The 15,345-nt window shown below is 42.0% G+C and carries 9 protein-coding genes; 6 read left to right on the top strand and 3 right to left on the bottom strand.

The annotated features are described in order from the left end of the window. Positions 1 to 2: 2 nt before the first annotated feature. From CBE68_RS08390 to CBE68_RS08380, 3 genes are read right to left on the bottom strand one after another with little or no spacing between them, the layout of a single operon-like run. The gene (locus CBE68_RS08390) at positions 3 to 1,604 is read right to left on the bottom strand and encodes a hypothetical protein (RefSeq protein WP_087505631.1); all 1,602 of its coding nucleotides are present in this window, start codon (positions 1,602 to 1,604) and stop codon (positions 3 to 5) included. Continuing rightward, the gene (locus tag CBE68_RS08385; RefSeq protein WP_087505630.1) at positions 1,597 to 2,097 is read right to left on the bottom strand and encodes a hypothetical protein; all 501 of its coding nucleotides are present in this window, start codon (positions 2,095 to 2,097) and stop codon (positions 1,597 to 1,599) included. Before CBE68_RS08385 ends, CBE68_RS08390 begins: the two co-directional genes overlap by 8 nt. Further along, positions 2,087 to 2,767, bottom strand: a complete 681-nt coding sequence (locus CBE68_RS08380; protein ID WP_087505629.1) for a hypothetical protein — start codon at positions 2,765 to 2,767, stop codon at positions 2,087 to 2,089. Before CBE68_RS08380 ends, CBE68_RS08385 begins: the two co-directional genes overlap by 11 nt. 531 nt (positions 2,768 to 3,298) lie before the next feature. Between CBE68_RS08380 and CBE68_RS08375 the strand changes: the two genes are divergently transcribed. The 6 genes from CBE68_RS08375 (at position 3,299) to CBE68_RS08350 (ending at position 15,344) form a co-directional block, all read left to right on the top strand. Further along, positions 3,299 to 9,121, top strand: coding sequence for a DUF4011 domain-containing protein (locus CBE68_RS08375; protein WP_087505628.1), 5,823 nt, complete (start codon positions 3,299 to 3,301; stop codon positions 9,119 to 9,121). Position 9,122: 1 nt separating this feature from the next. Continuing rightward, the gene (locus CBE68_RS08370) at positions 9,123 to 10,526 is read left to right on the top strand and encodes a DUF2130 domain-containing protein (protein ID WP_233143582.1); all 1,404 of its coding nucleotides are present in this window, start codon (positions 9,123 to 9,125) and stop codon (positions 10,524 to 10,526) included. Between the two features lie 208 nt (positions 10,527 to 10,734). Continuing rightward, on the top strand, positions 10,735 to 11,829 hold the full coding sequence (locus CBE68_RS08365) for an SIR2 family protein (RefSeq protein ID WP_087505627.1): 1,095 nt from the start codon (positions 10,735 to 10,737) through the stop codon (positions 11,827 to 11,829). 4 nt (positions 11,830 to 11,833) lie between these two features. Further along, on the top strand, positions 11,834 to 13,573 hold the full coding sequence (locus tag CBE68_RS08360; protein ID WP_087505626.1) for an ATP-binding protein: 1,740 nt from the start codon (positions 11,834 to 11,836) through the stop codon (positions 13,571 to 13,573). A gap of 42 nt (positions 13,574 to 13,615) precedes the next feature. After that, the gene (locus tag CBE68_RS08355; protein WP_087505625.1) at positions 13,616 to 14,746 is read left to right on the top strand and encodes an AAA family ATPase; all 1,131 of its coding nucleotides are present in this window, start codon (positions 13,616 to 13,618) and stop codon (positions 14,744 to 14,746) included. Between the two features lie 127 nt (positions 14,747 to 14,873). After that, on the top strand, positions 14,874 to 15,344 hold the full coding sequence (locus tag CBE68_RS08350; RefSeq protein ID WP_268234479.1) for an HNH endonuclease: 471 nt from the start codon (positions 14,874 to 14,876) through the stop codon (positions 15,342 to 15,344). The last annotated feature ends 1 nt before the right edge of the window (position 15,345 follow it).

Below are 15,345 nucleotides of genomic sequence, written 5' to 3'. Positions count from 1 at the left end.
GCTTAGCGACCTTTTTTGTTGAATGGATTCGCTCGTGATGACCAGTCTGGCCGTTCGGTTGATTGATTTTGGGGCTCTGATTCTTCTTTTTCTTCGTGCTCCTCTATTTGCTCAAGTTCAGGATCTGTTTCGTGCGACTGGATCAGCGGTTTGTCTGAGTAGGGTAGTAGTCGGGAAACCTCCGCCTCCTGGGAATTGCGCATGTCCTCTAGACGTATAGCGCGTTGCTTACCTTTTTGCTTTTGCTTGGTCAAATAGCGTTTAATCATTGCATCGCGATTGTGGGCATAATCAATGATTTGCTGGTCGGTCATCGAAGCCAGGTCAATTTCCAAATTCTCGGCAACAAGCTGACGGTAAAATTGATTGCTCCCCTCAAAAAATGTTTCGTAGTCCGGAGCCGCAATTAATGGCACATGTTCGATGCCGCGATTAAGTTTGGAGCAATACACTGACACCGTTGAGCGCATAGGACTTGCTATTACTTGAACGCGCTGTTCGTCTGATTGCGATAATTGGGACGTGCGAATTCGACGAAACTCCTGGAGTTCATCTGAGTTAAATACACGAATTTGATGATTGAGCTGTATAACGATGCCTACCTTCGGGATGATTTTACGAAGGTGTGGCGTTCCAGGAAAATCCAAAATTAGTTTTGGATTCGGTGGCAACGATGGTTCAGCAAAATCACTTTCAAGAGCCCATTGCTCGTGGAGATAAAAATTACGCTGTTTGCTGAATGAATAGTTGTAACGCAGCCAATACCGGTCACTTAAAATCTTGTGCTCAAGGTTGGTCAGTACAGCGAACTTAGTCCAGTGTTTGGGGTCAATGTTAGACTGTTGTGTATCATCGTAAGCACCAGGCAGATGTGATAAAAATTCGGATTTATGCCTCGCATGCCAACCCTCGATCAAACCGTTACCTTTTGAGTCACGTGTTCTGGTGTAGCTACTCCCGCAAGTAGCAAGTTTTAAAAAATCGTCAATTTTAGCTGCGGTGTTGGCTTTTCCGGAATCAAGTCGAACCTCTGTTGGTTTACCATATCCATACCGTTTATATTCATTGCCCAATCCGATCTCAATATGAAGGTTGGGAGTAGGTAGTAACATTAACTTGAGAAGCTCAATGACTCCTGCTGAAGATTCAGCATTGTTCTCGTAATCAATGAATTCCCCCATCGCAACCGTTGTTTTGGTCTCTATACCAGAGTAAGTAACAGGTCTAACACCAGAAGGTCGCAACGAGAGCGGATTTAATAATGCGATGGGGTTATAGCGTGCATCGCATTGAACTTCATTCATAAACTGTGTGTGTTCGACTCGGCCAGTTAACGCAGTTTTGGCCTCCTTTGCGGCTACCCGTCCTTGTTGTGCTGCGATCAATACATCTGGGTGGATTTTTGTTGATACCCACCGGTAAAAAGTCTGACTGCTGATGGGGTCGCCAGCGTTTTGTCTTGAGGCGTGCTCACGTACGTAGTGTTTTTCATACACTTCACTCAACACAACCTTACCTCTTCGCAAAATATGGCGTTTAGCTATGTCTTCAAAAAGTCGGTTCTGTTGGAATTTCCAAACTGCACTACCATGATGATCAGCCATTGTTAACTGCCTCTGCTTGGATTAGTGTCGGTTCGGTATGCCTATGGTCGTATAGAGCCATTAGCGGCGGCTTGTTTGCCTCAATAGATTTTTTGTATCTGGTGACCCAATGCCTTATCGAACCAACGGGTGGTACGTTATTGAACCCGTTGAGCGAAGCGATCTCTCGGGCATAAGACTCTTCTTCTTTTTTGCTTACCGGGCGGGACATGAAGCCTCGCACGAATGCGTATTTGAAAAGCAGTTCTTGCCGGTGTGCTGACGGCATAAATTGAATCTTTAGCGACACTTGTTCATCTGTCAGCGCCGACATATCAGGGCTATCAGTGAGCTGGCCGTCAAGGAAAGCGAATTCTGCATCGTGGATAGATAAAGGGAGAGAGCTCTTACGATCTGCTGTCTCTAGCATTAAGTGTTGAGGCGCTCTATATGCGATGACATAGTTATGTCCCTGAAATTGGATGCGCTGTCCTGCTGACAAACTAAAATGCATACCGATCACCACTTTCTTTGTTCAACCAAATCCGGCTTCGGCTTGTCAGTACTTGGGCTAAATCAGCATCTAGTTGTTGATGTGCAAGTAAGAACCATACTATCTGACTTGCATATTGAATTTTCTTGCGTTGAGCCAAACGGATTAGGCTAAGCATGAACATTGGTCCATGCCGCTTAGCAATGTCCAGAACCATCATCTTGTCATTTTTTGAAGGCGGTTTTTGATGGAAGTAACGACACAAAATTTTGGCGTTTGCGTAAAGGCAAATCGCATTCAGTTGACGCTCTGTCACGACTGAAAAAGCCGTGTTAGCCTCTTCGAACTCAGACGTAATCTGTTTGTACTTCGCTACGTTTTTTGGCTTTTCAGCATCAGTGGACTGTTTAAATTCGTTGCAGCAGATGGCCGTTTTTGAAAACGCTCTGACCATATCGGTGGTGTAGCTATTTCCGCGACTCTCAATAAACACTGCGTGAGGATGGAGTTTAATGTACCTCGTGGTCGGGCTCATCAAAGCGAACAGCAGAGCATGATGTTCGATGGAGCCCTCGGCTTGTAATGTTTGTTCGACGCAAGGAGCGTAGATTCGGTGTCTCTCCACGATCCACGACGAGCTTCCAACCGGAGGCTTAGCGATAGGCATGTTTCTCTTTGGAGTCGATTGCATGTTGTTCTCATCGTTCTGAAAAACTGAATTCAGAATTAGACAACAATCTCGAACGAGTCAAACTCAACGAGAATTCATCTCATTGTTTTTAAAGGATATTATTTAGGTAATTAAGAAAATGTCAACGATATAAGTCGATACCAAAATTAACTTGTAGGGCGCACTAGTGCTAGAAATAGGGTACGTTGACATTTCCCATTGGGATAAAACTTAGGCGACACTGGTTTCTTCTTAACTGTCTGATATTTCGATAAATCGTAGTTTTAACGTGATCTTGCTTCCAAAAGTTTTCACGTTATTCAGTGTTGCACTAGATATTGACCGACAGATGTCGTCAACGTCATATCTTGGCGCGTCTTAAGTACCACAACTGACGCAACGCAATTGCATTTAACTAAAAACCTCTCATGAGGAGCATCAATTGAAAAAACGATTTGTAATGCCTTTGATGTTGCTCACTTCACAGTTTCATTTTTAAGTATTAAATAACCTACCTATACCAACGGATTTGGCTTAGTAGCAGGAAGGATTATGCTCGCATCACCTCAATTGCAGGTAGACGCTCTGTCTACATTTTCTCTAGCGGCACAACAAAACGCTTATCCAATACTCAAAACGCTATCGTTGTACTACCCGTCATCCAACTTGGAGCTAGGGGAATCAGCACCGCCTCAAAACAATGTAAAAGTAGTATTGAATGCAATCCCAGACTGGCTTGAAGAAGAGCTCTGGGTGGTCGATGAAATATGTCCGGGGCAAACTATTTCTTTGCCGCTCAACGAACTTAAGTTTCCATTTTCTAAGTTATTCGGATTAACCGAAGAAATTGCTTTAGACCTCAATTTTTCTGTATACGTTGATGACGAAATAGTTTGTTCACAATCATTGCCGCTTAGTGTTCTGCCTGCCAACTATTGGGGAGGAGAGAGCCGCCAACCGGATTTATTGGCAGCATTTATCAAACCCAATGGCCTTTTTGTAGAGTCGTTGATTAAACAGGTCGCTGATGTTTTAGAAAAATCAGGTCATGGTCGTTCTGTTGATGGCTATCAATCCAATACCCGTGAAAAACCATACGTCATGCTGGCGGCTCTTTGGAATGTGTTGTTTCAACAGAAACTGGCTTATGTAAGCCCACCACAAGGCTTTGCACATACAGGACAACGGATCAGGTTAGCCAACGATATTAGCAGTGCAGGTATCTGTGCTTGTTTAGACTCTTCGCTATTGTTTGCAAGCTGCATTGAAGCAATGGGTTTGAATCCTGTCGTTGCTCTAACCAAAGAACATGCATTTGCTGGAGCCTGGCTAATTGATGATCGTTTGCCGATCATGACCAATGACGACCCAATGGATATTCGTAAGCGTGTAGACAACAGAGATATCGTTCTGTTTGAAACAACTCTCGTCACAAATGCTAAGCCAGTAACTTTTAAGCAATCTCAAGAGTACGCTCGTGAGCTCATATCAGAGGAGAACGAGCACAATTTTGTCATGGTCCTCGATATTGCTCAGGCACGAGCTAGGCAGATTAAACCGCTATCGACGGTAGAAGAAAAGCGTGAAGAGCAAGGCGCTAACGCAACAGCGGATATTGAGCTAGAGCTGCCAGAAGCTCCGCCATTACCTCCTGTAAGGGCCGATGAAAGAGTTCAAGAAGAAACGCCTGATACTCGCATTGATACTTGGTCTCGAAAGCTTCTTGATCTTACAAAGCGAAATAGCCTTCTTAATTTCAGCGAGCGAGCGGTATCTGTGAAGCTGTATTGCCCTGATATAGCGGCAATGGAGGATATGTTGGCTGATGGCAACAAATTCCGTTTTTTGTCTGCGGAAGAGAGCCCATTAAACGATCGAGAAAGAGATAAAGACAATTTCAGAATGCGCACCGGCTCTGACCTTCACCGGCAGTTTGCATTAGATCAGCTTCAACAAAATACGCTAGTAGCGAATCAAAGTGCTAAACGGCTCGATAAAAATGCAGTTTCCCTATTTCGTAAGGCTAAAAATGACCTAGAAGAAGGCGGTTCTAATACCCTCTATCTAGCTCTTGGAATGCTTAAGTGGAAAGAAAATCCTGATGATCAACGGAGTTTCAGAGCGCCCCTAATACTAATCCCCGTATCACTGAGTCGTCGAAGCGCAAGAGCGCCAGTGTACCTCGAACAACTTCAGGATGAAGATCCGATATTCAACCTGACACTAATAGAATTCCTCTATACCGAACACGACATCAACCTTATGGAGTTTAGAGATGAACTTCCAGAAGACGACAGTGGTGTCGATGTGCCTTTGGTGTGGCACAGAGTTCGGGAAGCCATAAGTGAACACCGTGGCTTTGAAGTCGTTGAAGAATTAGTTCTTGCTTCGTTTTCTTTCGCCAAATACCTAATGTGGAAAGATTTAAGAGATCGAATTGACGACTTAAAAGAAAATCCATTCGTACGCCATTTGGTTGATAGCCCAAGAGACCCGTACACGCAGACTGCGCAATTCATCGAGCCATCGGACGCTGATGATAAGATCGACCCAGCAGAGGTATTTACACCATTAAATTGCGATAGTTCTCAGCTCATTGCGGTAGAAGCATCAGGGCACCCTCAAGATTTTGTGCTTGAAGGGCCTCCTGGAACAGGTAAATCAGAAACGATCGCCAACATCATTGCCCACAACCTTGGCAAAGGCAGGAAAGTACTGTTTGTTGCGGAGAAAATGGCTGCGCTAAATGTCGTTTACCGTCGCATGCAAAAAGTAGGGCTCGATCATTTATGTTTAGAACTGCATAGCAATAAGACCAACAAAAAAGCAGTCCTAGAACAACTTGGAAAAGCGTGGCAAAAACGAGAAGGCTTAAATACTAGAACATGGGAGATGAACTTAGCCGAACTGAAAACTAAAAAAGATCAGTTGAACGGCTACGTTAGGGCACTCCATAAAAAGTCGGCATCAGGCGTTTCTGCCCGTGATGCTATATCGACGCTATCTCGCCATGACTCTGGAGAAGCTATTACGTTAAGTTGGCCTATGGACCTGGCTGCTACTCCATTTAAAACACCAGGCGATTTAGCTCAAGCTGAAAAGCTTCTGGAAAACCTATCGCTAGCGTTTGCTGATGTGCAGGAGCTTGACGGAGCAGCTTTTGAACCAGTCAAAGCAACGAGCTGGTCAAATGTTTGGCAAAACAATTTGTTGTCAAACTTAAGCAGTTTGGCTCAACAATTACCGAACTTAGACAGCTCTATATCAACGATTTTTGAGCAAATCAGTCTTAAACAAGAATCTAACTGCCTTGCTGATATCAAAGCAATAGTCAGCCTATGTAAACTTGCTGAGTTAGCTCAATCAAACCATGTGGACTTTGCGTTATCGAAAGGCGCGAAAGAAAGGCTAGAAACGATAGAGCTACTGGAATCGCACAAGTCTTCACTAGATTCTCTGCTTGATGAATTCGGCTATGCTGCAACCCCAGAAAAGTTAGTAAATGCACCAATAGAATATTGGGTGCAACTCGCGGAGGAATCAACTCAAGGCTGGTTTAAGGCCTTCATCAACAAGATGAAACTTAACTCACAAGCTAAAAAGCTCGGTTTTACAAAGATTGTAGACGTTACAAAAATATCCCTTTTGCCTAAAGCGAAACAGCTAATTGACAATATTGAAGGTTGTGCAGCTACTCTGGAGAAATTTGATATTTGGCAGGGGTGGACGACAAGTCCTAGCCACCTAAAGGAGCAACTATCGCTAGGGCTCGAGGTTAGGCAGCACCTATCCGAACTTCTAGCGCTGTGCGAAGAGCCGCTCGATTTAATGCTAGCTCTCAATAAATGGCTCGTTGAAGGAAGAGACTATCTCGATGAATCAAAACTCATCAGTAATTTAGGAAAGTTCAGGAAACTGGAGCAGGACTTCTCAGCTACTGCTGATTCGCTCTCAAAGTTTGAATTCTCACTGGATCAAAGCGCTTCTTTGGCGGCGATTAAAGATAGCGCTGATAACGTTATATCGGCACAGCGAAAACTCAAAAACTGGTGTGAGTGGCAGCAGGCAAAAAAACAAATCGCCAATGAGAATCTGGGCGACATCACGTCAGCTCTTGAAGCCGGTATAATTGGACCAACGCAGGTTGTTGATCAGTTTTATCTTGCTTACAGCAAGTGGATAGCGCCACTGTTGATTGATGCAGATCCTGTCTTAAGAGAATTCAAAGCATCTACTCATGAGCAGACTATTAAGCGCTTTCGGGAATTAGATGCTCAGGTAGCAGCAATTACCGCTGATTACATCGTTGCTTTAGCATCAAATGTTGTACCTGACCCCAATACTACGTCCAAAAAATCTGAGTTCGGTACTCTTGCGAGAGAACTTCAGAAAAAGACCCGCCACATACCCACTCGAGCACTCATCAACCAGCTCGGTAGTTCATTGCTTGATCTTTGCCCTTGCTTAATGATGTCCCCTTTATCTGTTGCACAGTTTCTACCAACAGATTTTCAAGGGTTTGATTTAGTCGTTTTCGATGAAGCCTCTCAAATGACAACTTGGGACTCAGTCGGGGCAATTGCCAGAGGTAAGAACACTATTGTGGTAGGTGATCCTAAACAGATGCCGCCAACAAACTTTTTTGCTGCGGCTAGCTCAGGAGACGACCCAGATGAAGAAGATTTGGAGTCGATATTAGACCAAGCTCTAGCTGCTCGTCTGCCTTTAAAACGTTTGATGGGGCACTACCGAAGCAAGCACGAAACTCTTATTGCATTTTCCAATAGCAAATACTACGAGAACTCGCTGGTCACATACCCATCTTCCGAAACTAAAGAATCAGTCGTGACATTACATCGCGTTAACGGTGTATATGCGAAAGGTAAGGGCAGGAATAACCCTATTGAAGCTAAAGCGGTTGTGGATGAAGTCATTAAGAGACTACTTAGCAAGAACGAACAAGGTAAAACACTTGGAATTGTTACTCTAAATACGGATCAGCAGCGAACTATCGAAGACCTATTGGATGACGCCCGCAGAACAAATCCTGAAATAGAAAAATTCTTTCATCAAGAAGATGGAAGAGATCCGGTGTTCGTCAAAAATCTGGAATCGGTTCAGGGCGATGAAAGAGATGTAATCATTCTAAGCCTTGGCTACGGCCCAACTGAACCAGATGGCAAAACCATGAGCATGAACTTTGGTCCTCTCAATAAAAACGGAGGAGAAAGGAGACTCAACGTTGCCATTACACGTGCAACAACAGAAGTGTTGGTGTTCTCTAGCTTCGATTCATCAATGATCGATCTAAGTCGTACCTCTGCGACCGCAGTTGAACACCTTAAGCACTACTTAGAATTTGCAGAAAGGGGACCAAGTGCACTGGCAGAGCAGTCATTTGCAGCCCATGGTGTCGATCAATTTGATAGTGATTTTGAACAAGCAGTGGCGTTCTGGCTCAGGGAGAAAGGTTGGAAAGTTCAAACTCAAGTTGGTGTTAGCAAGTTTCGTGTAGATTTAGGCATTATTCACCCTGATAGGCCAGGAGTGTATTTAGCAGGGGTAGAGTGTGATGGCGCAACTTATCACAGCTCTCCTTCAGCAAGAGACCGAGATCGGGTAAGACAGGTAATTCTGGAAAATCTTGGTTGGAATATTCTACGTTTGTGGTCAACAGATTACTTCGTTGACCCAGATTTTGCTCTTGAAAAAATTGACGCCCAACTGAATTCGTTATTAGAGGAATCAAGACAAAACCCAGAGCCAGAAATCGAAAAAACAGATGACGTACCGCCAGTAGCCGAAGCAGCTGATGTATCACTCCTCGATGAAGATGCACAAGACACTTCTGAAGCTCCTGCTAAAAGCCCCACAGAGATAAGCGCTGGTGATTATTTCAAAGACGATAACAAGCCGAATATCGTGCAGTTCGCAAAAGAGCTTCTCGCCGAACGTCCAGCAATAACGCTGCATGCTTTAGCTTTGGAAGTGGCGAACTTACACGGGCTATCCAGAACGAGCAAGAAGCAAATTGATCACTTGCGTTCCCTAATCGAACCTTGGGCGGGAATTGTTGAGAATCAAGAAGGATCACCAACAGTGTGGGTAACGCCGGACGAGATAGTATCGGAAATCAACTGGAGAGGGGTTAATGCATTTGGCTACCCAAGGAAATGGTCTGAAATAGCTCCCCCTGAAATTAAAGGCTTAGTTAAGTATGCATTGAACAAGTCGCCAGGCGACCCCGTTGGAGTGATTTGTGATGAGTTTGATCTTAAACGTCGTAGAGAAAGCACTTTGAGTGTATTTAACGACTGGGTAATGAGCGAGCTCTCTGAACGAAAAGATGAGTCAACTTCAGTAGTAGAGGAATAAAATGTCCGTGAACGAAATTATTTGCCCGCATTGTGAAAAAACATTCAAGGTTGACGAAGCAGGGTATGCTGATTTACTCAAACAAGTACGCGATTCTGAGTTTGAGCAACAACTTAGTGAAAGGCTGGCGTTAGAAGAAAAGGACAAAATCAATGCAATTGCTCTTGCAAAGGAGCAAGTAGCAAACGAGATGAGAAAAGAATCGTCGGCAAAGGAAGTTCAAATACACAAGCTTCAAGAACAGCTTAAAGCAAGTGAACTTTCACAAAAGCTAGCAGTTGAGGAAGCACTAAAAACTGTCGAGAGAGAAAGAGACTCCTTAGCGAATCAACTGCAACAAGCGAAGCTAAGAAGTGAGGCAGAATCGGAGCTAGCCAAGGTAGCCCATAGCACGCAATTACAAGAAGCGTCGGCCAAAAAAGATGCAGAGATTCAAGACTTAAGGTCTAGGTTAGCGACTCAGGAGATCGCTCAGAAAAATGCTGTAACTGAGGCAGCACATCAGGCTGAAAGAGAGCGCGAACAGCTAAAAAGCGAGTTAGATAAAGTGCGTTTGGAAAAGCAGCTAGCTGAAACATCATTGAAGGAGCGATACGAAATTCAGCTTAAAGATCGCGAAGAGGCCATAGAGCGACTTAAAGATATGAAAGCTCGGTTGTCCACTAAGATGGTCGGCGAAACACTTGAGCAGCATTGCGAGACAGAGTTTAACCGAATTCGAGCAACCGCTTTTCCAACAGCATATTTTGAAAAAGACAATGATGCGCGAGGTGGGAGTAAGGGCGATTACATCTTCAGAGATTTGGATGCCGGTGGAACCGAGGCGGTCTCGATAATGTTCGAGATGAAAAACGAGAGCGACCAAACGGCAACCAAAAAGAAGAATGAAGACTTTTTCAAGGAACTAGATAAAGACAGAAACGAAAAAGGCTGTGAATATGCAGTCCTAGTTTCGCTGCTAGAGCCTGACAGTGAGCTTTACAACACAGGAATTGTAGACGTATCACATCGTTACCCGAAGATGTACGTCGTGAGACCCCAGTTTTTTATTCCTATCATCACATTATTGAGAAACGCTGCTCAGAACTCACTCCAGTATAAAAACGAACTCGCCGTGGTAAAAGCGCAGAACATCGACATCACGAATTTTGAAAACGAGCTCGACACTTTTAAAACTGGCTTCGCAAGAAACTACGATCTGGCTTCTCGAAAGTTTAAAACTGCGATTGATGAGATTGATAAGACGATAAACCACCTCCAAAAGACAAAGGATGCACTACTTAGCTCAGAGAATAATTTGCGCCTGGCGAATAAAAAAGCGGATGATCTGACTGTCAAGAAATTAACCCGAAAGAACCCAACCATGGCAGCCAAGTTTGCGGAGCTAAAAGACAGTGAAAGTTAGTATATAGATTGGCATTAGATATACTTTATCATTTTTAATTCAGAAACAATAAACATCACTACAAGTGAAGGTCATTGTTGTACTTTTCTTAAATCAAACGCAGCAAAAAAACACTTCGCTGCTTATCATAAACAATTTAATATCATCAATATACGGAATGGAAGTGTGACATTGTTCTTTAATGTTTGGCAAATGTCACTGATAAATTATGAAACAGGCAATTACCAAAGAAATAGCATATAAAGCCTTACAAGAATTCTTTTCTGATACACCATTCGTAATGTTTGCCACTGGGACTTCTTGTGCTGTGGATCTGGACTTTGGAATGCCTGCTCTCGAAAAGCATTTGAGTAATGTCATTCCAACTCGCCATCTAGATGCGAAGCAAACAGCAGAATGGAATACTGTGCTAAGCCTTTTAGCAGATTCTTATGATTTCGAGTTTGCTATGAATAGCATTACGGATTCAACATTACTCAATCACGTGGTAAACGAAACCGCAGCGTTTGTAACTTCAGTTCAGAATTCTAAGTTAGATAAAATCCTATCGGACCCTGATAAATGGACTGCAAATGAGATTATATCTCGTTTAATAAGGAAGCTTCCCCAAAACAATCCCGTGCTACACATGGCAACACCCAATTATGATCTTTTGGCAGAAACAGCATTGTCCGCATGTAAAGTGCCTTATAGTACCGGATTTTTTGGAGGTGTCATCAAGTATCTCGATTGGAAACAATCATTGCGCCAAATGACTTATTCAGAGTTGGCGCAATCAGGACGAACTAAACGTCGATTGGTTACGCGCCGTTTAAGTCATGCGAAATTATACAAAGTTCACGGATCATTGAATGTATATAGTAAAGGTAAGGCGGTTGTTGAATGCGATCTATGGCAACAGCCACCACCAGGATTTGAAAGGTTGTTGATTACTCCAGGCACAGCGAAACATGAGAAGCTCCATGACTATCGCGATATTTTACTAAATGAATATGATGATGCTGTGCGGGATCATAATAGGTTTTTATTCTTGGGGTTTGGCTTTAACGATACACAGTTAGTTAACAATGCGATCAGCGACAAACTGATAAATGCTCTATCAGACGGATTAATAATCACTCGTGACTTGAATCCAAGAATTAAGGAGTTGTTGGCTAAGGCCAAAAATACATGGCTGGTGTGCAAGTCAGAGCACGATGACTCAACTCGTATTTACAATAACCAATTTGATGATTGGCTATATATTCACGATAAAGAACTGTGGCGTTTTGACCACTTTGCAAAAGAAATTATGGGACGTTAGGAATATGGCGATTTTTGAATTCGATGAAAAAACTTCGCTCGTCGGCACAGTCAGAGATGTTGATACTAGGAAAGTTTCAATTCATGTCAAGTCTGACGAGGATTTGAGGAAAGCAAAGGTAGGTCAGTTAGTATGTCTTGAAGTATTTTCAGGCGTTGAAACTTGGCTAGTAGCCATTGTTGAGAAAGTTACAAAGTCTGTTTCTTTAACTAGCGCAGAAATCATAGAAGATGACGATGAGCTCGAGCATGAAGGAGATATAGAAGATGTCATTAATGCAGTGAGAGTATCTTTAGTCGGTTCTGTAAGGTGGAATGCTCTTGAAAACTCTGCCGGTTTCAGTCGATCATTAATGCAGGTTCCTGATATTGACGCAAAGGCTTTTGTTTTAGTTGGTAATGAACTTGAAGATTTCATGAACATTTTAGTATCAGAATCTGATACTGGGCACAGTCTGGATTTAGGTTCTTATGTAATAGACGAAAATGCTCACGCATACTTAGACGGGAATAAATTTTTTCAACGCCATGCCGCATTAGTTGGTAGTACGGGGTCTGGAAAATCTTGGACCGTTGCATCTATTCTAGAGAGAGCAGCGAAATTACCTTCTTCAAACTTAATTGTTTTTGATCTTCATGGCGAATACAAAAGCCTTAGCTACGCTAATCAATTAAGGGTTCCTGGACCAGAGGAACTTGGTCAATGTAATAATCAGATCCTATATCTTCCTTATTGGCTTTTAAACACAGAAGAAATGCAATCGCTCTTTATTGATAGCTCAAGTTTTAGTGCACAAAATCAAGTTTCTAAGTTCCAGGAATCTGTTGTTGATAGGAAAACAGGCACGTTAAAAAAATTAAATAAAAAAGAAGTTTTAGCAGCATTCACTCTGGACAGCCCAATTCCTTTTAAAATAGAAGACGTTGTTGCTGACCTAAAATACCTGAACGAAGAGATGGTTCCCGGAGCTAAAGCTGGCTCCGAAAAGAAAGGTCCGTTTAATGGATCTTTCGATAGACTAATTGCAAGAATAAAAGGTAAGTTGGAAGATCGAAGGTATGGATTTCTATTTCAGGCTCCAGACGCAGAAAATGAGTATGGAGCGCTAGGAAGCTTAGTTTCTAAACTAATGAATTTTGAGAAAGAGAAAGAACAAATAAAAGTCATAGACTTCTCTGAGGTTCCTTCTGATATTTTACCTGTAATGGTAGGGCTGGTTGGCCGTTTAATTTATCAAATACAGTTCTGGACCAATCATGATGAGAGGCACCCAATTGCAATGGTATGTGACGAAGCTCATCTTTATTTACCCAAAAAAGATGGTAAAAACCCAGTAGAGAAAAGGGCTATTGAATCTTTCGAAAAAATTGCCAAGGAAGGACGTAAATATGGAGTTGCGCTATTCATTGTTAGCCAAAGGCCCTCTGATGTAAGCACTACAATTTTAAGTCAATGTAATAATGTCATTTCTTTGCGCCTTACAAACTCTGAAGATCAAACGACCGTTAAAAAACTGCTACCAGATAGCTTGGATAGCCTACTAGACATATTACCAATTATGGATGTGGGAGAAGCTCTAGTAGTTGGGGACTCTGTTTTGCTTCCAAGCAGAATTAAGATAACCCCACCACTTGAAAAACCTTTGAGTGAGACGGTTAAATTCTGGGAAAGGTGGTCAAAGACCAACGAAAATATCGACTATGAATCTGTTGTTGAAAATTTACGCAAACAAAGTCGTTCATAAACCATAAAGCAAAATAAATTAGATAACATTGAAGTGATTAATATGTATATTGGCGAGAATGGCTCAGGAAAGAGCAGAAAGCTTTCCTGCTTGAGCAAACAGCACATAGAGCAAGAAAAGAAAGTACTTGCTATTGCTACATCTAATAATGATAGGTTTCCAAGGAGAAATCCCCACAAAGATTATCATTATATGGGAGTAAGGCTAGGGCGCTTCGTTGCAATTGAGGCGATCAAAGGAGCATTCAAAAAGGTATACAAAAATCACGACCACTTCCTTCGCAATATATTCAAAATATTAGATTATGTAGGATACGAAAATAAAATTGGCATTAAAGTTAATGGGTTTTCCGAAAACCCCGTTGAATTATTGGAAGAATTTCGAAGAAAATCAGATATTCAAGATTTTCCTAAGTCATGGTCACATGAACAGACTACTGATTTGTTTTTAGACATTACAAGACTACAACAACAGCTTAAAGGTAAATTGGATGAAATAATCTGGGCTGCTGAAGGTTTAAACTCAACTTTTCTCGCAGATGAATCGCTGGTCGCCTTGTTTGCAAATGAGAAACTTTTCAAAAAAGCAAAAATATTCAAGTCGATAGATATAATACTAGAAAAGAATGGGCATAAATTTGATTTATCAGATGCAAGCTCAGGCGAGTTGTCACTTATATCAACAGCGGCTTTTATATCATCTAGAATTAATCCTGAATCAGGTCCGGTATCAATTTTTATTGATGAGCCGGAAAATAGCCTACATCCTAAATGGCAGAAAAACTATCTATCAAACTTACTTAATATATTCCCTTATAATCGTATAGATTTTTTTATTGCAACCCATTCACCACTTGTTGTGGACGGCGCTGTGAAAGAAGATAACGCTGATGTATTTCGATACCAAAATGGTAGATTTGTTCTCCTAGAGCAGAAGTCTAGAAATATTGAGGATGCATTAATTGATCAATTTGACATAGTGACCTCAGAAAATAACGCGCTATCCGAACGTTGTATTGACCTCATTAATGACACAAGCTCTGGAAAGATAGACCAATCACAAGCATTGTTCGAGATTAGCAGGTACAAGTCGTTTTCCCAAGAATCAAATCAGTTAGAGTTTCTAAATGGTGTCGTGGATATTATTAAGGGACTAAATAATGCCAAAGGTTAAGTTTTCTACAGCAGAAATACGAGCGATGAGAAGCGCTTCAAACCAAGGACATACCGGATGGGGTAACAGCAATTTAACAACTGCAAAACGAAAAATAAAAATCGAGAAACGTAGGCACCTTGGTTAGATTTGCTGCTACTGCCAAAGAGACACTACAGCAGAGTTCGCTATGGTTTTAGATATAGAACATATAATTCCAAAAAGTGAATTTCTTAAACACATGTTCACAATGAAAAATTTAAGTGTATCTTGTAAACGGTGCAACATGCTCATTAAAAAAAATGATTTAACATTTCTTGATATTCCGTTACATGCATTACCACGTCGGAAGTTCAGAAGTAAATACTACAAGTTTATACATCCTAATTTGGATAATATAGAAGAGCATTTGGAACTTAATATTGTACGTAAAGGTCGAGTTCGTTTTATCAAGTATCTAGTCCAAAACGAAAGTAAAAAAGGCGCTTTTACGTACAATTACTTTAGGCTCAGAGAACTTGAGTTAGATGCCGCCAATCAGGCTCAGGGAAGGACAAAGAAAGTAATTAGAGATCACATAGCAGCTGAAGCTTTCAGGCGTCTTGTAGAGAATTCTTAGC

Origin of the sequence: Neiella marina, assembly GCF_002165625.1 — a bacterium.
Classification (GTDB): Bacteria; Pseudomonadota; Gammaproteobacteria; order Enterobacterales; family Neiellaceae; genus Neiella; species Neiella marina.
The sequence above is the reverse complement of the archived record's forward strand: the minus strand, read 5'-3'. Positions and strand labels throughout refer to the sequence as shown.